The following is a 20,102-nucleotide window of genomic DNA, read 5'->3' as shown; positions in this document are numbered from 1 at the left end:
TGTTTTATTTTTTTGTGATTTAGTTTAAAGTTTAAAAATAGCTGTTTAATTATTCACCGTCAAATTCATCTTCATCTTTCAGGCCTTTTATAAAAGTTTCAAAGTCTTTGGCGAGAAATATTTTTTTATAATCATTTTCCTGATCAATATGAACCACTTCCGGCTCGCCATCTTTTCCGCAATTGGAATAATCCAGCAAGACCATATCATGTCCCGCCGAAGGACAGTCGCAGATGTAAATACCGATTGCAGGATAGCCCCATTCTTCAATCATAAACTGACTTCCGAGTTCTCCGCAGATGGAATAGGTTTTCTCTCTTCCAATACCCATAATTCCGGTAATCGCAATATGATCATCCGCCCATGAATTCTCTTCTGATGTAGGAAAGCAGGATTTCTCAACCAACCCGCCGTTCTGCAGTTTCATGAGTTCAATATAAGAAGCCGGGAGTTTGTAGCCAAGCTCTTCTTCTACGGAAGCAATAAGTTCATCATCGGGAAACGGTTCGATATAATCTCTTACGGAATAGCTGCTCTCGTTCCAGAAGTCTGTAAAGTCAAAGTCTTTGAAAAATTGTAGGTCCATATTTTGTCTTAAATAAGTGTGATTTTGATTGTCCTGTAAAAGTAATTATCATTTTTAATAAAAAATTTTCTTCGACTAATATTTTTCATCTTTATCCAGATTTAAGATTAAGAATTAAAAAAATCCCTTTCAGTAAAAACTAAAAGGGAGTATAAATTTATATTTTAAGAATCCGCACATATGTAACATGCTCTGGGAATATCAGGCCATCTTCCGGGCAGGCAGCAGCTGCCTCGGGGGCAAGGATTAGGATTACAGGACCAGATGGGTCCGGCTCCTTTAAGAGATCTCAATTCAATTCGGGAAAGTTTTTTCAAATTTTTCATGATAAATAGTTTTTGATGGTTTCCTACTCTGTATGCTTTTCGGATTTCGCCTATTAAAGGTAGTGATTTTAAGGCATCATGTAATTAAAAATCCCTTTCAGTAAAAACCAAAAGGGATTATAAATTTATATTTTATTTTGAATTAAATCAATCCAAACTGCTCAAAGTGGTGTGTAAAATGCTTTTTGTGCATCAGTTCCCACATTTCTTTATTCAGTTTTCCGAACACATAATTCATATGTTCTGCCTGTGGATTTTCTTTGTAATAAATTGAAAATCTTTTCAGGGTTTCAAGGAACGACTGTTTGGCGGCTTCAAGATTTTTATATTTCAATTCCAGCAAAGTCTCATCTTCAGCAAGGAATGGAGCAGGGAAATCTTTCGGCATTTTTCTGTGGTTATAAAGGGAATCCTGCCATTTCTCCAACTGTTCTTCCGGGGTGAAACATTTGTCGGCTTCCGGTTCGCCTAAACTTACCAGAACTCCATGTTCCAGGTGTTCGATCATTTGCTGAGGAGAAATTTTACCCCAGTTTGAAGATGTACTTTCCGTTAAGCCGTTTACAATTTTCTGAACATTTTTTACATTCAGATCAATGAAAGGAGAATGTTTTGCCACCAATGTCAGGATTGTTGCTACACAAACGATTTCATCTCTTTGGTTAACAACCTCAACCAGCCATTTTACAACACCGGAAGGAATATTTCTTCCTTTTACCCCTCTGTTGATTTTTTCTTTTGCCGTTAAATACACCGTAATCGTATCTCCTGCGTACACGGGCTTAAAGAATGAACAGTTTTCCAGTCCGTAATTGGCGATAACCGGTCCTTTTTTCCCTGATACAAACAGCCCTGCTGCTGCAGAAAGGATAAAATATCCGTGTGCAACCGTTTTATCAAAAATAGTTCCTGTTAAGCTTGTAGCATCGGTATGGGCATAGAAATGATCCCATGAAACGTTTGAGAAATTAACGATATCTGCGTCGGTAACCGTTCTTCCTGCAGTTTCCAGTGAATCCCCCACCTCAACATCTTCAAAATATTTCTGGAACGGATGCTTGTCCGAGTATTTTTTCTCCGCACCCTGCTGATATACTTTCGTAATAGCAGTCAATACATCCGGCGAACCCTGAATCGCTGTTTTCTGAAGGAAGAAATGAAGACCGTTCAGTCCGCCCATTTCCTCACCTCCTCCGGCTCTTCCCGGACCTCCGTGCATTAATGTAGGAAGCGGTGAACCGTGACCTGTACTTTCTTTGGCGTTATCTCTGTTCAGCACAAAAATTCTACCGTGCTGGGAAGCCATTTTCCATGAAGTTTCTGCGATAAAAGTTTCGTCGTGGGAAATAATAGATCCTACCAAACTTCCTTTTCCTCTTTTAGCAAGAGCTGCTGCTTCTTCGGCATCTTTGTAAGGCATTAAGGTAGAAACCGGACCGAAAGCTTCTACATCGTGAGAGATATTTTTTTCGAAAGGTTTGTCATTCAGGAACAATTTAGGACTCATAAATGCTCCGTTATCATAATCAGCATCTACAAGTTCGTGTTTTCCATCATAAACCAGTTCAGTTTCTGATTTTAAAATATTTACTTTTCTAACGACCTCATCGTACTGTTGTCTTCCTACCAGTGATCCCATTCTGGTTTCTCTGCTCAACGGATTTCCGATCTTTGTCTGGTCTAAAGCTTTAGATAAAGCATTCTGAACATCCCCGACAAGGTGCTCAGGAACAATAATCCTTCTGATTGCCGTACATTTCTGACCTGCTTTGGTGGTCATTTCAGTACGTACTTCTTTGATGAACAGATCGAATTCCGGAGTTCCCGGTTTCGCATCCAAACCTAAAATTGAACAGTTCAGAGAGTCTGCTTCCATATTGAAACGGACTGCATTTCCAGCTACTGACGGCAGAGATTTCAATTTTCTACCTGTCGTTGCAGAACCTGTGAACAATACGGAATCACCATCCTGAACATAATCCAGGATATTTCCAGGCTCACCGCAAACCAATTGAAGTGCTCCTTCCGGAAGAACACCACTTTCGATCATGTCCTGAAAAACAGCATTGGTAAGATAAGACCCGAACGGAGAAGGCTTTACAATAGATGGAACACCCGCCAGTAAAGATGTTGACAGTTTTTCCAACATACCCCAAACCGGGAAGTTATAGGCATTGATTTGGATAGAGACTCCTTCACTTGGTGTCAGAATGTGAGTTCCCAGAAAAGTTCCGTTAGCAGAGATTTTCTGAGTTTCCCCATCCACCCAGAATGGCGTATTCGGAAGCATTCTTTTTGCCAGTCCGGAATAGGTAAAGAAAGTACCGAAACCTCCTTCTATATCTACCCAGGAATCTGCATGGGTAGCTCCCGTTTTATATGATAATTCGTAATATTTTTTCTTTCTTTCCAAAAGGTACAGAGCCACTTTTTTCAGCATCTCGCCTCTGTCATAAAACGTCATTGAAGAAAGGTTTTTATAGCCCACTGTTCTTCCGTAGTCAAGAGCCTGTTCAAAATTCAGCCCTTCGGTATCGGAAACAGCCACCTGTTCTCCTGTAACAGCGTTGTATAAAGGGATTCCGTTTCCGGTACCTTCTACCCATTCTCCGTAGATATAGTTTTTTAGTTTTTCCATATATTTTTAACTTTTTATTTCTTTTTAATGTCTTTAAATCCTACTTTTTCTTTAAAACCTTATAGGTTTTTGAAACCTATAAGGTTTGTGGGCGTTTATTCTAAATCCAGAAAATCATATTCTACATTAGATTTATGATAACCCAGAAAATCTTCTTTCGTATCGAAATATTTCAAAATTTCCCTTCTTTCAATACTACTCGGTTTTTCTGTATTTAAATATGAATTATATGATGAGTACTTCCATTTTTCAGCTTGACTGACAAAACCGTGATGTATTGGATTATTATGAATGTAATGCAATAATTTAAGCAGATACTTCTCATCCTGAACTTTCTTTCGTTTCAGAAAATCAAGAAAAAGCGCTCCTTTCCTGCTATACTTTTTATTGTAAGCTTTAGCATAACTATTCAGAAAGTTACTGAATGGTTTCATTAAATATTGATGTTCATTACTAATCTCATCATTCATTAAATCCTTAAATCTTAATAATAAATGAAAATGGTTTGGCATTAAACAATAAGCATAAATGTCTGCTATCGGGCCTATATATTTTAAAAGTCTGTCCAGAAAATACTGATAATTGCTATCCTCCAGGAAAAGTAAATCTTTCCCATTGGCATGCGAGTATATGTGATAAATAAATCCTGACTCAAAATGCTCTGTTCCGGCCATTTTTCTTTATTAACTCTATATTATTTTTTAATAATAATCTGAATGATCTTTCTCCCACCTATAAACAGCAACAGCAGAACAATAGAAAAATCCAGAATCAGGACTGCATCTGCAAACAGGGTATAGAAAAAGTCTTTCTGTTTCAGCTTCCGGATCACGGTTTCTGATTCCACATGTTCCAGAGCATCGGAAATACCTACTGATTCCCATAAAAAATGGAATCCTGCATAATTGAGCCCGATAAGCGCAATCAACAGGAAAAACCAGTATTTCTTCAGACGATCTGTCATTTCTTTTTTTGAAGAAGGTCTACCGCTTCTTTCAAGCTATATTTTTTGTATTCGAAGCCTCCTGCACCTTTCGCGTAATCTTCAATGGTGCTGCCAAATCCGGAATTTTTTCTCAGTTCATTGACATGATCCGGATCTTTTATCGGCCATACAAATGACAGCGTTTCCGTTTTTCCGTTTTTTGTTGAAAAAACCGAACGTATCTGTGTTCCATAGATCTGCTCTTTATTTTCATAGACCAGCTTTCTATCCAGCATCATAGCATAAAGTCTGAATGGCAGTTCTTCTTCATCTGCTGCTTTTTTGATCAGAGGAAAATATTTTTCAATTTTGGGGGAATGCTGAATGACATACCATACGGCATAATTTTCAGGTTCACCCACCATAGATTTTCCTGGATAGCCATATTTTTCAATGATCTTTTCAACTTTAACCAGATTCTTCTGATCCTGATCGTCCATCAATTTGATCAGCCCCGTACTCACGTCTTCTGTAGAGAGGTTTCTCTCTTTTCTGATCTCTGCTTTTCTTTCGGGTGTAATATTGGGCTGCATCAGTTCACGGTAGATCTGATCATCTTTATAGATCTGTGCAAGCTCTTTTTTGAGTTCAAGATTGAGAGGTTTTTCTCCGGTTTTCTGGCCGTTCATTAAAACAGAAAAGAAAACCGCTGTCAATAGATATCTCATACTCGCGTTTTTGGTTGATTATTTTTTGGGTTCTTTATACGGGAACAACTTTACCAGACCTTCATACAAACTTCTGTGAAGGATGGTGGCATGGTTATCTGTTTCCATCATTTTATATTCCACAGTCCAGTTCTTTTTGCCTGCTTTTTTAAGCGTTTCGTACAAATCTCCTGCGTCTTTTACCATCACAGGATGTTCGTCTTTTCCTACTGAAACATAGACAAATTTCTTCGTATCCGGGCTTTTGGAAAGCAATTGCGGAGCCTGTTTCAATAAACTTTGATCATCCCACCATAAACTTGGGCTGATGATAAAATAGTTATTGAACATTTCCGGCTTTTTGAACAGAATTTCTGTCGCCAAAAGACCACCCAGCGACTGTCCGAATATATATTTTTCTGTTGTTTTGTACTGGCTTCCTACATAAGGGAGTAATTCTTTCTCCAGAAAATCAATAAACTTATCCGAATGTCCTGTTGTAGGATAATCCTGCTGTAAATCCTTCAGATCGGTATGAAAGGTAAAATCGCGTTTTCTGTCGATATTGGCGATTCCTACTACGATGGTTTCCGGCATTGCATACATTTGGTTAAAGAACTGTACTAATCCCGAAACATGGATAAAGTCTTCGTTCATTGAGCCATCCAGCAGATAGATCACCGGGTATGATTTTGCTTTATCAAAACCTTGTGGCAGATAAATATTTAGAATTCTGTCTTCATTTAAGATCTTAGACTTGAGTGTTCTGACCTCCCCGATAGTCAACGGTTTTACTTTCTCATTCTGGGCTAAAACCATGAATTGAAAAGCAAACAGCATACTACAGGCAATGAGCATCTTTTTGATCATATTCGTTTTCATTGTATCATAAAACCTTATCAGTTTTGAATAAGGTTTAAAAGTTTATTTTAAATCCGCCCAGATGCTGTAATCCACAGTTTTGGTAGCGGTCTGTTCCACATATTGCGAGAACGGTTCACACGGAAGAATTGCTTCTTTTCCTTCTCTTGCCAGCTGCTGATAGAGCTTGGTTCCTTCTGTTTTCCAATGGATCATTTCATCTGAAACATCACGGATGATCTTGGCAGGGCTTCCTACAATCAGTTTTCTGGGTTCGCATGTAAAGTTTGCAGGAACAAAAGCTAAAGCCCCGATAATGCATTCATCACCGATAACGGCTTTATCCATCACTACGGAATTCATTCCCACAAGACAGTTTTTACCGATATGCCCCGAATGGATGATCGCGCCATGCCCAATATGAGCCGACTCTTCCAGAATGGTTTCTATATTCGGGAATACGTGAAGGGTACAGTTTTCCTGAACATTCGCACCATCTTTAATGATAATTTTCCCCCAGTCGCCACGGATCACCGCATTTGGACCGATGTATACTTCTTCGCCGATCTCTACATTCCCGATGATTACCGCCTGCGGATGAATATAGGCAGAGGGCTTGATGATGGGACGGATACCGTGGTATGAGTAGATGTTCATAAAATTTTTGTTAAAAATTTAAATTAACAATGTATCAATCTAACAGTTTACCAATTGAAATGCTTCGACAACCTCGGCATAGAAGGAATTGTTACATTGATACATTTTTATATTGTTACATTATTGAAAAAGTTATACTTTTTCAATGACCATTGCATACCCCTGTCCGACACCGATACAAAGGGTACACAATGCATATTTCTTATTCTGTTTTTCCAGTTCCATGGCAGCAGAACCTACGATTCTTGCTCCTGAAACTCCAAGCGGATGCCCGATTGCAATAGCCCCGCCGTTTGGATTTATTCTTGAATCATCATCTTTTAAGCCTAAACTTCTGGTCACAGCCAATGCCTGTGCTGCAAATGCTTCATTCAATTCGATGATGTCCATATCTTCAAGAGAAAGATTTAATCTCTTCAATAATTTCCGGGTAGCTTCTACAGGTCCGATTCCCATGATTCTGGGTTCTACACCAGCTACGGCAGACCCTAAGATCTTCGCTTTTGGTTTTAAACCATATTTTTTTACCGCTTCTTCACTGGCAAGGATAAGAGCAGCTGCTCCATCGTTCATTCCTGAAGCATTTCCGGCAGTTACCGTTCCTTCTTTTCTGAAAGCCGGACGAAGTTTTCCTAGACCTTCCATAGAAGATGTCGGCTTGATGAATTCATCCTGATCAAAAATTTTAGGTTCGCCTTTTTTCTGTGGAATCTCAACTTTTACAATTTCTTCCGCCAGTCTTCCGCTTTGCTGAGCCTTTGTTGCTTTCTGCTGGGACCAAAGAGCAAATTTATCCTGATCCTCTCTGCTGATTTGATGGATATCCGCAAGGTTTTCAGCGGTCTCTCCCATTCCGTCTACTCCGTACATTTCTTTCATCTTCGGATTCACAAAACGCCATCCGAAAGTGGTATCAAACATTTGGCTGTCTCTTCCGAAAGCGGCACCCGGCTTAGACATTACGTAAGGAGAACGCGTCATATGTTCTACTCCACCCGCAATATAAATTTCACCTTCTCCTGCAGCAATGGAACGGAAAGCATTAGCTACCGCCGACATTCCGGAAGCACAAAGTCTGTTAACCGTCTCTCCGCCTATTTTGTAAGGAAGTCCGGCCAGCAAAAGAGCCATACGGGCTACGTTACGGTTATCCTCTCCTGCCTGGTTGGCACATCCGAAAATAACATCCTCAATTTCCTCAGCAGGCACTTCAGGATTTCTGGCCATAACTTCTTTGATGACTACTGCCGCCAGATCATCGGCTCTTACTTCTGATAATCCACCCTGCAGTTTTGAAATTGGAGTTCTTACGTAGTCTATGATGTATACGTTGTTCATTTTTATTAATTTAACAATGTATCAGTTTAACAATGTAACAATTGGATTGGTACATTGGTACATTTTCAAATTGGTACATTTAGTTTATAGTTCAGTTACTTTTTTTCCGATTTTATAGACCGTTCCGACGAATTTCGCGATCAAATCATTGTTTTGATTGGTAATTTTAATGTCGTAAACGGCTGTTTTTCTGGTATCATTCACCAGTATGCTCTCTGCTCTGAAAACGTCACCTTCTTTTCCCGCTCTGGTAAAATTGATGATACAGTTCAGGGCAACGGCTGCATCTCCGGTACTGTTGGACGAAAATGCCAGTGCAGAATCTGCAAAAGCAAATGTAACCCCTCCATGAACGGTTTTCAGCCCATTGATCATATCTTTCTTGATGGGCATTTCCAGTAAACAATAATTTTCTTTGACTTCAATCATTTTGATATTCATCCACTGGGAGAAATAATCCTGATTGAACATATAATCTGCAACTTGCCTTGGATTCATAATTCTTTAATTTATCGATGTAACCATTTCTTTTACATAAATCGGATTGTATCCGATTCTATGGTAAGTCGTCCCTTCGGGACTCCCCGCTTTTATAATAAAGACTCTATACTCATTGTTACACCGGTACATTTTTATATTGTTACATTTTACGAAGTAAAGGACTTTGTCTGTATCTTTCTTCCTGATATTCTTCGTAAAGGTTTTGCAGGGTTTCGGAGATTTTTGAATACCCGATTTCTTTTCCCCATGCCAGTAATCCTTTTGGATAGTTTACTCCTTTCTGCATGGCCAGCTCGATATCTTCATCGTTGGCAACGCCTAATCTTTTGGCTTCTACGGCTTCATTGATCAGCATGGAAATGATTCTTAAAAAGATCTGCTGATATAATGCTTCGTCTTTCTGAGCAACAGGTTTTTCTGCTCCTTCGGCATAATCATAAAATCCTTTGCCTGTTTTTCTGCCGTGAAGTTTAGCTTCCGACATTCTTTGTTGAAGAAGAGAGGGTTTGTATTTCGGATCGTAGAAATAGTCTTTGTAAACCGTTGTGGTTACTGAAAAATTCACATCAACTCCAATTAAATCCATCAATTCAAAAGGGCCCATTTTAAAGTTCCCCAATGTTTTCATGGCTTCGTCTACCTGTTCCGGTGTTGCGATATTTTCTTCAACAATTCTCAAACCTTCCCCGTAGTAAGGACGTGCAATCCTGTTGACGATAAATCCGGGAATATCTTTGGCTATAACAGGAATTTTACCCCATTCTTTCATGAGGTTATACATTTTTTCCGCTAAAGATTTTTCTGTTAATAAAGATGGAATCACCTCAACCAAAGGCATCAATGGAGCCGGATTGAAAAAGTGAATTCCAATGAAACGCTCAGGCTTCTTTAATTCCGCACCAAGAGAGGTGATAGAAATGGACGATGTGTTGGAACCGATAATACAGTCCTCGGAAACGTAGGTTTCAAGTTCTGTAAATACTTTGGTTTTTATGTCTTTGTTTTCGATGATGGCTTCTATGACAAGATCTGAGTCTTTCAAATCCTGTAAAGCTTCACCTTTAACGATATTATTTCTGATTTCTGTGGCTTTTTCCTGAGAAATTTTAGCTTTTTCCACTAATTTCTGAAGGGTTTTCTCCAAGCCTGATAATGCTTTATCAATCTGCGGCGCATTGGCATCGAATAAAACGACCTTGCATCCCGCTGTTGCAGCCACCTGAGCAATTCCTACACCCATGGTTCCTGCCCCAATAATTCCAATATTTTTCATTTTTTATAGATATTAGAAACCAGAAGTTAGAAGTTAGGTTCCATACTTACTAATATCTAACTTCTAATCTCTAGCTTCTATAATTTATTTTCCTTTATAATCAGGTTTTCTTTTCTGTAAAAAGGCGTTTACTCCTTCTATGAAATCTTCTGTTTCTGCGGCTTCCTGCTGTAGATCACCTTCCAGTTCAAGCTGCTCTTTCAATGTATTGTTGTAAGACTGAGCAAATGCTTTTTTGGTTAATTTAAGAGCGGCAGTCGGCATATTTGACATTTTACCAAGAATCTCCATAGATTTTGGAGCAAATTCTTCCTCTGTAAATACTTCAGCCACCAAACCGTAAGATTTAGCTTCTTCTGCAGATAATTTTTTACCCGTAAATGCTAAATAATTGGCTAACTGTCTTCCCAATAATTTTGGAAGGAAATAAGTTCCGCCCGTATCAGGAATCAATCCGATATTTGAGAAAGCCTGAGAAAAATAAGATTTATCTACTGCCAAAACAAAGTCACAGATTAATGCCAGCATCGCACCTGCTCCTACTGCAGGGCCGTTTACCAATGCCACAACAGGTTTTTTACAACGCGTGATTTCTGTTACCAGAGGATTGTAGTAATCCACTACAATTTTTCTGATGATATCGTTATCATGGTGTTCGTTACCCTGTACGAAAGCATCATCCAGATTCTGACCGGAGCAGAAAGCTCTTCCTCTCCCTGAAAGTGCCACACATCTTACTGTTGGGTCTTCGCTGCACTCTTTAATAAAATCTTTCAGATCTGATAAAGATGGTTTTGTAAGCGCGTTCATGGTTTCCGGCTGATTGAGGTAAGCAATTTTCAGTTTTCCGTCAAAATGCGTTTCAATATCAAGTTGTGTATACATGGTTTAAAATTTAAAAATTAGTTGATTAAAGAATTAAAAATTTACACTGCTCTAATTTAACAATATAAAATAATGTGGCAATCCTTCTCATGTAACATTCTAACAGTTTTACAATGTAATAATCAATAGTTCTGCATAACATCAAATAATCTAGCAATGTATCAATGTACCAGTGTAACAATTATTCCGGCATTGGTAAACTGGTACATTGATCCATTGTTACATTAATCAGTGGCATTTAAAATAATCAAACGGCTCCAGACAGTCTAAGCATTGATAAGAGGCTTTACACAAGGTAGATCCAAATCTGCTGATCTGTTTTGAGTTCATAGAGCCACATCTCGGACATTTTTTCGGTTTCCCGATGTGATGTTCGTCCGCTCCTTTTTCAGGAGGTGTAATTCCGTAAATACGAAGTTTTTCTCTCGCTTCATCCGTTAACCAGTCTGTTGTCCATATCGGAAACATTTTGGTTACCACTTTGGCATTCCAGCCGTTTTCCTTCATAATCTTCGTGATATCTTCCTCAATAGTGAACATGGCTGGACAAGCAGAGTAAGTGGGCGTAATGGTTACTTCGCAGGTATTTTCACCGGTAACTTTTGCCTCTCTTACAATACCTAATTCCACAACATTGATCACCGGAATTTCGGGATCGGGAACCTGGGATAGTATGTTTAATAAATTATTCAAAATTTTAATCTAACGATTTAACAGTGTATCAATGTAACAATTATTGCTACACTGGTACATTGATTCATTGGTATATCATCTACCAGGTACATCCCGGATAAGCTCTCTGCATATATTGAAGTTCACAAAGAATAAATCCGAAATATTCTGTATGATATCCTGTTCTTGATTTTGGCTGCATAAATGGATTTTCCGGGAATTCCAATCCGTATTCCTGGAAATCTTTAGTGGTAATGGCTACAAATTCTTTGTATAATTCGTCAACATCAGGAGCGATGTTTAAAGCAATTAAATCATCCTCACCTTCTACTTTCGCGAATAATCCTTTGGTATATTCCCAAATATTCTGAATAGCTTTTACCAGACGTTCGCGGCTTTCCTCTGTTCCCTGAGCGAAAATTTTCATCCAGGAAGAAGCGTGGGTGTAATGGTATCTTACTTCTTTCAAAGATTTCTGAGCCAAAGCAGCAAGTTCTTCATCAGCGGAATTTGAAAGTGCTGCGTACATTAATTTCTGATAAACAGAGAAAACATATACCTTAAGAATGGTCTGTGCGTAATCTTCATTAGGAAGTTCCACCCAGTGGGCATTCACATATTCGTGCTCGTATCTTAGGAATGCTAAATCGTCTTCACTTTTACCGTTGTCGGCAACTCTTGATGCATACACATAAAAGTTATTGGCCTGCCCGAGTTCGTCCAATGCGATGTTTGTCAAGGCAATATCTTCCTCCAGATAAGGACCTTCGCCGCACCATGCAGACAGTCTTTGTCCCATGATGAAGCTGTCATCAGCAAACTTTAATAAATAATTATATAGTGGATTCATTTTTATAGAATTTAGAAATTAGAGGTTAGAAATTAGACTAAATTCCAGAATCTAACTTCTAACTTCTTTATTACATATTTTTTACATCATTAGGAATTTCATAGAACGTCGGGTGACGGTATAATTTGTCATCTGCCGGATCAAAGAAAGCTTCCTTGTCTACTCCTTCTGAAGTCACGATATATTTACTTGGAACCACCCAAACGGAAGTTCCTTCTTTTCTTCTGGTGTAGACGTCTCTTGCGTTTTGCAGGGCCATTTCTGCTGTTGGTGCCTGTACTATTCCTACGTGTTTGTGAGATAATCCCGGTTTAGTCTGAATAAACACTTCCCACATATCTAAATTTGCCATAGTCAAATTCTAAATTTAACAATGTATCAGTGTAACAGTTTACCAATGAGATGCTTCGACAAGCTCAGCATGACAATGATTGTTACATTTTTACATTGGTATATTGTTACATTATTATATTACTTCTTTTTGTTGTTTTTCTGCAAAAGCTACTGCCGCCACTTTTACCCAGGAATTCTCTCTTTGAGCTTTTCTTTTGGTTTCGATACGCTTTTTGTTTGCAGGTCCGTTTCCTTTTAAGATTTCCATGAATTCATCCCAAGGAAGTTCTCCGAAATCGTAATGCTGCCTTTCCTCATTCCACTTCAGATCTTTATCCGGAACGGTTAAACCAAGGAATTCAGCCTGAGAAACGGTAACGTCGATAAATCTCTGACGAAGACTGTCGTTGCTTTCTCTTTTCACTCTGTAATTCATTGAGATTTTAGAGTTAGGCGAGCTGTCGTCATTAGGACCGAACATCATTAGAGCCGGCCACCAGAAACGGTTTAGCGAAGCCTGAGCCATTTCTTTCTGCTGTTTTGTTCCACGGCAAAGTGCCATCAGAATTTCGTAGCCTTGTCTTTGGTGGAAAGATTCTTCTTTACAGATTTTCACCATCGCTCTTGAATAAGGTCCATAAGAATTCCCCATCAGCATCACCTGGTTCATAATGGCTGCACCATCTACCAACCAGCCGATCGCACCGATATCAGCCCAGCTCAATGTAGGATAGTTGAAAATACTTGAGTATTTTGCTTTACCCTCTAACATATCTTCGTAAGTAGCATCTCTGTCTGCTCTGATGGTTCCGTTTCCTAAGGTTTCGGTTGCAGAATACAGGTATAACCCGTGACCTGCTTCATCCTGAACCTTAGCTAAAAGAGCCATTTTTCTTCTCAATGAAGGTGCTCTGGAAACCCAGTTGGCTTCCGGCAGCATTCCGACAATCTCAGAATGTGCGTGCTGTGAAATCTGACGAACCAAGAGCTTTCTGTAATCATCCGGCATTACATCTTTTGGTTCCACTTTATTTTCGTCGTGAACGTATTGAACAAATTTTTCTAAATCCATAATTTTCAATTTAGCAATGTATCAGTTTAACAATGTACCAATGATTGTTACACTGGTAAACTATTAGATTGTTACATTAATTTTTACACATCATAATTAAGCATCACCACATTCGTTGTCGGGTGACATTGACACGTCAGAACGTAACCTCTGGCTACTTCGTCTTCGGTAAGCGCGAAATTTTTCTCCATGAAAACTTCTCCTTCCAGAACTTCGGCTTTACACGTACAGCACACTCCTCCTTTGCATGCAAATGGCACGGGAAGATTGTCTTTTAATGCTTTATCTAAGATACTCTCTTTTTTGGAATTCAGGTGGAACGAATATTCATCATCGTCAATGATCACCGTTACCATACTTTCTATATTGGCGATGGCTTTGAACTCATCACTCATTTCCTCCGAATTTTCTTCGTCAGGAGCTGTAAAGTATTCAAACAGCACCTGGATGGCAGGAACTTTTTTGTCTTTCTTTAAATAATCTGCGATCCCTTTGATCATTTCTGCAGGTCCGCAGATAAAATAAGTCGCTTCTTTTACATCAATATCGGTATATCTGTCAAACAGAAGCTCCAGTTTTTCAGCAGAAATTCTTCCTTCAAATACAGGGTCTTCATGCTTTTCGCGGCTGACCAGGTAAATGACTTTCAGTCTTCCGTTGAAATGCTCTACCAGCTTATCAATCTCAGCTCTTTTCATCACATGATTCATACTTCTGTTGCTGTAGAAAAGATAAGCGCAGCTGTTCGGCTCCTGATAAAGACTTTCCTTAATATTGGATAAAACCGGGCTGATACCGCTTCCCGCTGCCAAACCTACATAGGTTTTCACATTGGTAGGATGGTAAGAAGTATTGAAACCGCCCATTGGAGGCATTACTTCCAGCAGTTCGTCCATATGAAGATGTTCATTGAAATACCCTGAAACTTTTCCGCCTTCCAAAAGCTTTACCAGTACTTCCAGTGTATTGCTTTTTTCGCTCGGGGCATTGCAGATAGAGTAAGAACGTCTTTCCTCATTCCCGTCGATCATCATACGGAAATTAAGATACTGTCCCTGCTTGAACCTGAATTTATCCTTCAGCTCCTCAGGTATTTCTACTGCTACGTTTACCGCATCAGGAGTATCTTTCTGAACTTTTACCGTTTTAAGTTTGTAAAATGAATTCATTATTTTTTAAGTATTCTATTAATTTTTCCGCCTTCGCACTTCGGCAGGCTGTCCTGAGCATGAATTTTCACTTTGGTCGTAATTCCTACTCTCTTTTTTATTTCGTTTTCTATGTTTTTTCCAAAGCTGCCGACAAAATTAAAATAATCATCGGTATCAGCATCTATTTTTTGTGTTTTCACCCATTCGTCATCAATTTCCACATCGATATCTAATGCCACACACATCTGTTCCTTTTCAATTGGCGTCAGATAGTAATTCGGAACTACTCCTTTTACGTGGGAGAATGCTTCTTCAATCTGGCTCGGGTATACATTTACCCCTCTTACAATCAGCATATCGTCTGTTCTTCCTTTGATGGGTCTCATCTTTACCATGGTTCTTTTTGCATTCTCATCATAGTAAAGGCTTGTGATATCATTCGTCCAGTAACGTAATAGCGGCATTGCTTTCTTCGTTAAGGTAGTAATCACCAGGACTCCTTCTTCCCCGAACGGAACCGGCTGTTTTGTTACCGGATCTAAAATTTCAGGATAAAAATGATCTTCCCAAATGTAAGAACCTCCTTTTTCCTCAAAATCCTCCATGGATACTCCCGGGCCAATGATCTCACTTAATCCGTAGATATTGGTGGCATGAAGACCCAGTCTTTCCTCAATGTGGCTTCTGATAATCTCAGTCCACGGTTCAGAACCCAATACGGCATATTTCAGACTGATTTCTTCAGCGGAAATTCCACGTTTTGTAAATTCATCTGCAATCGTTAAAGCATATGATGGTGAGCAGCAGATCACTTCGGGCTTAAAATCTATAATAAGATCCACCTGTCTGGCGGTCATTCCTCCTGAAATCGGAAGAACACTCATCCCAAGTTTTTCTGCACCGTAATGAAGTCCTAATCCTCCGGTAAAAATTCCATATCCGTAGGCATTGTGCAGCTGCATTCCCGGTCTTGCTCCCGCCGCATATAACGATCTTGCCACCACTTCACTGAAAAGATCTACATCTTCTTTCGTGTATCCCACTACTGTAGGCTTTCCCGTAGTTCCGCTGGAACAGTGAATCCTTTGCAGCTCATTCTTCGGAACTGTAAATAATCCGAACGGGTAATGGTCCCTCAAATCCTGTTTATAAGTAATTGGAAGTTTCGTAATATCTTCGATCGACCTTATATCTTGTGGAGATATTCCTGCTTCATTCAATTTTCCTCTATAAAATTCCGATCTCTCTTCAAGATAACCGACCAGATCTGTCAATCGGCCAGACTGAAGCTGTCTCAACTGGTCGAGCTTTAAATATTCAACTGAAAAATCCATATCCTAACTAACTAACATTTGTTAGGTGTAAATTTAAAAAGATTTTCACATCTGACCAAATTATTATGACTTTTGTCATATTTTGAATGATTCTAAATAACCAAGCAGTGAAACAATGAGTTATTTCACCCGTAAACAGGACCAAATATTTAAGTTATGAGAGAAGCCTCTAGGTGGAAACAATAAGTTTTTTTCAGTAAATATACCTTAATCATAGCTCATACTTAGAAGAGAGCAAATATTAGGTCGCTTCATTCCTCAATATCCTTGGCAAGGTTTAAAACCTTGCCAAGGATAAAAAAAACGTTTTCAGCACTAAAACATTCAGCTTAAAATTAAACTGAAGTTATTTAAAAACTTTTGTTCCTTATGTGGTAAAATTATTGCTTTTGATTTCCTAGTAAGCCATACAGGAGCTTTTCCCTGATTTCATCGGTAATTTCAGTGGTGGATTCGGTATTTCTTTTGAACCAGAAATAAGAATTATTAAGGGTATGCAGAATGAATCTCGTGGTAAAGGTAGGTGACTTCAGTTCCCAGTTTTCAGCGGTGTAGATCTCAGAAATAAGCTGCTCCACTTCTTCCTGGTAATTTTTTCTCAGTTCAATAAATTCAGGAAGCCTTTCTTCAAGGTGTCGCCATTCATTGGAATATATGTGAGTAACGTCACGGTTTTGGAGAACCACTGATAAATGTTTATCCAGAAACAGATTCAGTTTGTGTTTCGGAGCAATGTCCGTATTTTTCACCTCCTGAAGCTCATCGAAAAATTCCTGTGCTATTCCAAAGCAGATCCACTCCAGAATCTCTTCTTTTGAACGGATATGAGCGTACAGTGATGCAGCTTTTATATTTAGCTTAGTGGCCAGGTCGCGCACCGAGCTGCCCATATAGCCTTTCTCTTTAAAAAGCTCTACTGCTACATCTAAAATTTTCCTTTGTTTTTCTTTAAGTTCCATCTGGTAAAATGCAAAAGTAATTATTCTCAATTAATATTTTTAATTTAACCTTATGATTTTAAACACGCAAGCGGGAATTTTCTTTTGCTAACCTATTTTAGGTTTTAAAGGGTTACCATTTTTTTCTTCAATGTGACGGTTATTCCATTATTTTAATACAAATCTATCAGAATCGGAAATTTTGTCAAGTGAATTTGATTACAAAAATAGGTATTTCGGAAATTTTGTCCATATTTTTTATAAATTCAATAATTGAATACTTTTTGCGGTAGAGTAACCGATTAAATAATTGAACAAGATTGAAGGACGTCAGACTTCAGATATTGCATTGAAAAATTAATATTAAATCAAGACTTATGGTCTGAAATCTGATGTCTTAAATCTGAATACCAAAAATACAACATATGAACTTAAACCAATATACAGTAAAATCACAGGAAGCCATCCAGGCCGCTCAGCAGACCGCTCTGGAATTTGGCAATCAAAGTATCGAACCTCAACATATACTTGAAGGACTTTTTCAGGTAGATGAAAATATATCGCCTTTCCTATTAAAAAAATCTGAAGCAGATGCCACTTTAGTACGGGAACGCAACCGTGAAAATATTGAGAATCTTCCAAAAGTACAGGGAGGCAATATTTATCTTTCGCAGTCAGCTAACAAAGTTTTGCTTGATGCCCCGAATGTGGCTAAAAAGATGGGTGATGAGTATGTAACCATCGAGCACTTATGGCTGTCTTTACTGGAAACCAGTTCTGAGGTATCCAAGATGCTGAAGGACATGGGAGTCACCAAAAGTCTTTTGGAAGGCGCCATCAAAGAATTAAGAAAAGGAAGCAAGGCTACTTCTGCAAGTTCGGAAGAGACTTATCAATCCTTAAATAAATATGCTAAGAACTTCAATGAATTAGCAGCGGAAGGAAAACTGGATCCCGTAATCGGGCGTGATGAGGAAATCAGAAGAGTGCTTCAGATCCTTTCGAGAAGAACAAAAAACAACCCTATCCTGATCGGGGAACCGGGTGTAGGTAAAACAGCGATCGCTGAAGGTATCGCACACCGTATTATTTCGGGAGATATTCCTGAAAACCTGATGGACAAAACGCTTTACTCACTGGATATGGGGGCGTTGATTGCAGGTGCAAAATATAAGGGAGAATTTGAGGAGCGTCTTAAATCTGTAGTGAATGAAGTGATCAAATCTGAAGGACAGATCATCCTGTTCATCGACGAGATCCACACTCTGGTAGGTGCCGGAGGCGGTGAAGGTGCCATGGACGCAGCCAATATCCTGAAACCTGCTTTGGCAAGAGGAGAATTAAGAGCGATCGGTGCCACTACTTTAAATGAATATCAAAAATATTTTGAAAAAGATAAGGCACTGGAAAGACGTTTCCAGAAAGTAATGGTGGAAGAACCGGATACGGAATCCGCTATTTCTATCCTACGTGGAATTAAAGATAAATATGAGGCCCACCACAAAGTAAGAATCAAAGATGAAGCGATTATTGCTGCCGTGGAAATGTCCCAAAGATATATTTCAGACCGTTTTTTACCGGATAAAGCGATTGACCTTATCGATGAGGCTTCCGCCAAGTTGAGAATGGAGATCAATTCAAAACCGGAAGAACTTGATGTGCTGGACAGAAGATTAATGCAGCTGGAAATTGAGCTGGCCGCGATCTCTAGAGAAGGCAACCAAACCAAGATCGATCATGTGAAGGAAGATATTGCCAAGATTTCTGAGGAAAGGAATGAGATCAATGCAAAATGGCTGAAGGAGAAACAAAAATCTGAGGATTTAACACAGATTAAAAAAGATATTGAATCTTTAAAACTGGAAGCAGAAAAAGCCTCAAGAGCCGGTGATTATGCGAAAGTTGCAGAAATTCAGTACGGAAAAATAAAAGAAAAGGAAGATGCTTTGCAGAAACTCGAACTGGAGATGCAAAACCATCAGAATGAATTAATTAAAGAGGAAGTGACTTCTGAAAATATTTCTGAAGTGATCGCGAAATGGACAGGAATTCCTGTTACCAAGCTTATCCAGTCGGAAAGAGAGAAGCTGCTGAATCTTGAAGGTGAACTTCACCACCGTGTCGTAGGACAGGATGAAGCGATCGGAGCGGTTGCGGATGCGATCAGAAGAAACAGAGCAGGATTAAGCGATGATAAAAAACCCATCGGATCTTTCTTATTCTTAGGAACAACGGGTGTGGGGAAAACTGAGCTTGCCAAGGCTTTAGCGGAATATTTATTCGATGATGAGAATAATATGACAAGGATCGATATGAGTGAGTACCAGGAAAGACACAGTGTTTCCAGACTGGTAGGAGCTCCTCCGGGATATGTGGGTTATGATGAAGGCGGACAGCTGACGGAAGCGGTAAGAAGAAGACCTTATTCTGTGGTTCTTCTGGACGAAATTGAAAAAGCGCATCCGGATGTTTTCAACACCTTACTTCAGGTATTGGATGACGGACGTCTGACAGATAATAAAGGACGTGTGGTGAACTTTAAGAACTCGATTATTATCATGACTTCCAATTTAGGCTCCCATCTGATTCAGGAGAATTTTGAAAATATTACGGATGAAAATCAGGCCGAGATTGTGGATAAAACAAAAGATGAAGTGTTTGATCTTCTGAAACAGACGCTGCGTCCGGAATTCCTGAACAGAATTGATGAAGTGGTACTCTTCCAGCCTTTGAATAAAAAAGAGATCGGAAAAATTGTTCAGTATCAGTTGAGAGGTTATAATGATATGCTTGCGAAACGAAACATTATCATGACCGCTACTCAGGATGCGGTAGATTACCTGATGAATAAAGGATATGATCCTTCTTTCGGAGCAAGACCTCTGAAAAGAGTGATCCAGCAGGAAGTTTTAAATAAATTATCCAGAGAGATTCTTGCAGGAACGGTGAATGATGGCGACAGAATCACTTTAGATTATTTCGAAGAAACAGGTTTGGTTTTCAGACCGACAGACCAATAAAGTAGTTTTTTTCATATATATTATTTTTGTAAGTA

At 39.0% G+C, this 20,102-nt stretch carries 20 protein-coding genes; 1 reads left to right on the top strand and 19 read right to left on the bottom strand.

Going from position 1 to position 20,102, the window contains the following annotated elements; genetic code table 11:
- Positions 1 to 49 precede the first annotated feature (49 nt).
- From JET18_RS15455 to JET18_RS15370, 19 genes are all read right to left on the bottom strand, one after another.
- On the bottom strand, positions 50 to 586 hold the full coding sequence (locus tag JET18_RS15455; protein ID WP_202092447.1) for an SMI1/KNR4 family protein: 537 nt from the start codon (positions 584 to 586) through the stop codon (positions 50 to 52).
- 164 nt (positions 587 to 750) lie between these two features.
- On the bottom strand, positions 751 to 912 hold the full coding sequence (locus tag JET18_RS22000) for a bacteriocin-like protein (RefSeq protein ID WP_449507492.1): 162 nt from the start codon (positions 910 to 912) through the stop codon (positions 751 to 753).
- Positions 913 to 1,054: 142 nt separating this feature from the next.
- Complete coding sequence (paaZ, locus tag JET18_RS15450; RefSeq protein ID WP_202092446.1) at positions 1,055 to 3,550, bottom strand: phenylacetic acid degradation bifunctional protein PaaZ; 2,496 nt, start codon at positions 3,548 to 3,550, stop codon at positions 1,055 to 1,057.
- Positions 3,551 to 3,645: 95 nt separating this feature from the next.
- On the bottom strand, positions 3,646 to 4,224 hold the full coding sequence (locus JET18_RS15445; RefSeq protein ID WP_202092444.1) for a transposase: 579 nt from the start codon (positions 4,222 to 4,224) through the stop codon (positions 3,646 to 3,648).
- A 20-nt stretch (positions 4,225 to 4,244) separates the two neighbouring features.
- Positions 4,245 to 4,514: a hypothetical protein gene (locus JET18_RS15440; protein WP_202092442.1), complete on the bottom strand. Its 270-nt coding sequence runs from the start codon at positions 4,512 to 4,514 to the stop codon at positions 4,245 to 4,247.
- On the bottom strand, positions 4,511 to 5,203 hold the full coding sequence (locus tag JET18_RS15435) for a DUF6624 domain-containing protein (protein WP_202092441.1): 693 nt from the start codon (positions 5,201 to 5,203) through the stop codon (positions 4,511 to 4,513). Before JET18_RS15435 ends, JET18_RS15440 begins: the two co-directional genes overlap by 4 nt.
- An 18-nt stretch (positions 5,204 to 5,221) precedes the next feature.
- On the bottom strand, positions 5,222 to 6,064 hold the full coding sequence (locus JET18_RS15430; RefSeq protein WP_228728558.1) for an alpha/beta hydrolase: 843 nt from the start codon (positions 6,062 to 6,064) through the stop codon (positions 5,222 to 5,224).
- Positions 6,065 to 6,106: 42 nt separating this feature from the next.
- Entirely contained in the window at positions 6,107 to 6,700 is a 594-nt protein-coding gene (locus tag JET18_RS15425; protein WP_202092440.1) for an acyltransferase, read from the bottom strand.
- Between the two features lie 132 nt (positions 6,701 to 6,832).
- Positions 6,833 to 8,038 (bottom strand): 3-oxoadipyl-CoA thiolase, encoded by a 1,206-nt coding sequence (gene pcaF / locus JET18_RS15420; protein ID WP_202092439.1) that lies wholly within the window; start codon positions 8,036 to 8,038, stop codon positions 6,833 to 6,835.
- Between the two features lie 84 nt (positions 8,039 to 8,122).
- Positions 8,123 to 8,536 (bottom strand): PaaI family thioesterase, encoded by a 414-nt coding sequence (locus JET18_RS15415; RefSeq protein WP_202092438.1) that lies wholly within the window; start codon positions 8,534 to 8,536, stop codon positions 8,123 to 8,125.
- Between the two features lie 142 nt (positions 8,537 to 8,678).
- Positions 8,679 to 9,812, bottom strand: a complete 1,134-nt coding sequence (locus JET18_RS15410) for a 3-hydroxyacyl-CoA dehydrogenase NAD-binding domain-containing protein (protein WP_202092437.1) — start codon at positions 9,810 to 9,812, stop codon at positions 8,679 to 8,681.
- A gap of 84 nt (positions 9,813 to 9,896) precedes the next feature.
- The gene (locus JET18_RS15405; RefSeq protein WP_202092436.1) at positions 9,897 to 10,697 is read right to left on the bottom strand and encodes an enoyl-CoA hydratase/isomerase family protein; all 801 of its coding nucleotides are present in this window, start codon (positions 10,695 to 10,697) and stop codon (positions 9,897 to 9,899) included.
- A gap of 228 nt (positions 10,698 to 10,925) precedes the next feature.
- Positions 10,926 to 11,390, bottom strand: a complete 465-nt coding sequence (gene paaD / locus JET18_RS15400) for a 1,2-phenylacetyl-CoA epoxidase subunit PaaD (protein ID WP_202092435.1) — start codon at positions 11,388 to 11,390, stop codon at positions 10,926 to 10,928.
- A 79-nt stretch (positions 11,391 to 11,469) separates the two neighbouring features.
- Positions 11,470 to 12,219, bottom strand: coding sequence for a 1,2-phenylacetyl-CoA epoxidase subunit PaaC (gene paaC, locus JET18_RS15395; protein ID WP_202092433.1), 750 nt, complete (start codon positions 12,217 to 12,219; stop codon positions 11,470 to 11,472).
- Between the two features lie 70 nt (positions 12,220 to 12,289).
- Entirely contained in the window at positions 12,290 to 12,571 is a 282-nt protein-coding gene (gene paaB / locus JET18_RS15390) for a 1,2-phenylacetyl-CoA epoxidase subunit PaaB (RefSeq protein WP_002981782.1), read from the bottom strand.
- A 114-nt stretch (positions 12,572 to 12,685) separates the two neighbouring features.
- On the bottom strand, positions 12,686 to 13,624 hold the full coding sequence (gene paaA, locus JET18_RS15385) for a 1,2-phenylacetyl-CoA epoxidase subunit PaaA (RefSeq protein ID WP_202092432.1): 939 nt from the start codon (positions 13,622 to 13,624) through the stop codon (positions 12,686 to 12,688).
- Positions 13,625 to 13,707: 83 nt separating this feature from the next.
- Positions 13,708 to 14,793, bottom strand: a complete 1,086-nt coding sequence (locus tag JET18_RS15380) for a 2Fe-2S iron-sulfur cluster-binding protein (protein ID WP_202092430.1) — start codon at positions 14,791 to 14,793, stop codon at positions 13,708 to 13,710.
- A complete protein-coding gene (locus JET18_RS15375; RefSeq protein WP_202092428.1) occupies positions 14,793 to 16,109 on the bottom strand; it encodes a phenylacetate--CoA ligase family protein in 1,317 nt (438 codons plus the stop codon). Before JET18_RS15375 ends, JET18_RS15380 begins: the two co-directional genes overlap by 1 nt.
- 380 nt (positions 16,110 to 16,489) lie before the next feature.
- Positions 16,490 to 17,098, bottom strand: coding sequence for a TetR/AcrR family transcriptional regulator (locus JET18_RS15370; RefSeq protein WP_228728557.1), 609 nt, complete (start codon positions 17,096 to 17,098; stop codon positions 16,490 to 16,492).
- A 374-nt stretch (positions 17,099 to 17,472) separates the two neighbouring features.
- On the opposite strand from JET18_RS15370, the gene clpB reads away from it, so the two are divergent.
- Positions 17,473 to 20,067 carry an ATP-dependent chaperone ClpB gene (clpB, locus tag JET18_RS15365; RefSeq protein WP_202092426.1) on the top strand — a complete coding sequence of 865 codons (2,595 nt, stop codon included), beginning with the start codon at positions 17,473 to 17,475 and terminating at the stop codon, positions 20,065 to 20,067.
- Positions 20,068 to 20,102: the final 35 nt, after the last annotated feature.

Source organism: Chryseobacterium endalhagicum (assembly GCF_016745235.1).
GTDB lineage: Bacteria > Bacteroidota > Bacteroidia > Flavobacteriales > Weeksellaceae > Chryseobacterium > Chryseobacterium endalhagicum.
The sequence above is the reverse complement of the archived record's forward strand: the minus strand, read 5'-3'. Positions and strand labels throughout refer to the sequence as shown.

Bases quoted from the DNA above. Each gene is read 5' to 3' on its own strand.
- JET18_RS15425 (WP_202092440.1), bottom strand. From the start codon at position 6,700: ATGAACATCTACTCATACCACGGTATCCGTCCCATCATCAAGCCCTCT.
- JET18_RS15380 (WP_202092430.1), bottom strand. From the start codon at position 14,793: ATGAATTCATTTTACAAACTTAAAACGGTAAAAGTTCAGAAAGATACT.
- JET18_RS15455 (WP_202092447.1), bottom strand. From the start codon at position 586: ATGGACCTACAATTTTTCAAAGACTTTGACTTTACAGACTTCTGGAAC.
- paaB (WP_002981782.1), bottom strand. From the start codon at position 12,571: ATGGCAAATTTAGATATGTGGGAAGTGTTTATTCAGACTAAACCGGGA.
- JET18_RS15405 (WP_202092436.1), bottom strand. From the start codon at position 10,697: ATGTATACACAACTTGATATTGAAACGCATTTTGACGGAAAACTGAAA.
- paaA (WP_202092432.1), bottom strand. From the start codon at position 13,624: ATGGATTTAGAAAAATTTGTTCAATACGTTCACGACGAAAATAAAGTG.
- JET18_RS22000 (WP_449507492.1), bottom strand. From the start codon at position 912: ATGAAAAATTTGAAAAAACTTTCCCGAATTGAATTGAGATCTCTTAAA.
- clpB (WP_202092426.1), top strand. From the start codon at position 17,473: ATGAACTTAAACCAATATACAGTAAAATCACAGGAAGCCATCCAGGCC.
- JET18_RS15440 (WP_202092442.1), bottom strand. From the start codon at position 4,514: ATGACAGATCGTCTGAAGAAATACTGGTTTTTCCTGTTGATTGCGCTT.
- pcaF (WP_202092439.1), bottom strand. From the start codon at position 8,038: ATGAACAACGTATACATCATAGACTACGTAAGAACTCCAATTTCAAAA.
- JET18_RS15435 (WP_202092441.1), bottom strand. From the start codon at position 5,203: ATGAGATATCTATTGACAGCGGTTTTCTTTTCTGTTTTAATGAACGGC.
- paaZ (WP_202092446.1), bottom strand. From the start codon at position 3,550: ATGGAAAAACTAAAAAACTATATCTACGGAGAATGGGTAGAAGGTACC.
- JET18_RS15410 (WP_202092437.1), bottom strand. From the start codon at position 9,812: ATGAAAAATATTGGAATTATTGGGGCAGGAACCATGGGTGTAGGAATT.
- paaC (WP_202092433.1), bottom strand. From the start codon at position 12,219: ATGAATCCACTATATAATTATTTATTAAAGTTTGCTGATGACAGCTTC.
- JET18_RS15430 (WP_228728558.1), bottom strand. From the start codon at position 6,064: ATGAAAACGAATATGATCAAAAAGATGCTCATTGCCTGTAGTATGCTG.
- JET18_RS15375 (WP_202092428.1), bottom strand. From the start codon at position 16,109: ATGGATTTTTCAGTTGAATATTTAAAGCTCGACCAGTTGAGACAGCTT.
- JET18_RS15415 (WP_202092438.1), bottom strand. From the start codon at position 8,536: ATGAATCCAAGGCAAGTTGCAGATTATATGTTCAATCAGGATTATTTC.
- JET18_RS15445 (WP_202092444.1), bottom strand. From the start codon at position 4,224: ATGGCCGGAACAGAGCATTTTGAGTCAGGATTTATTTATCACATATAC.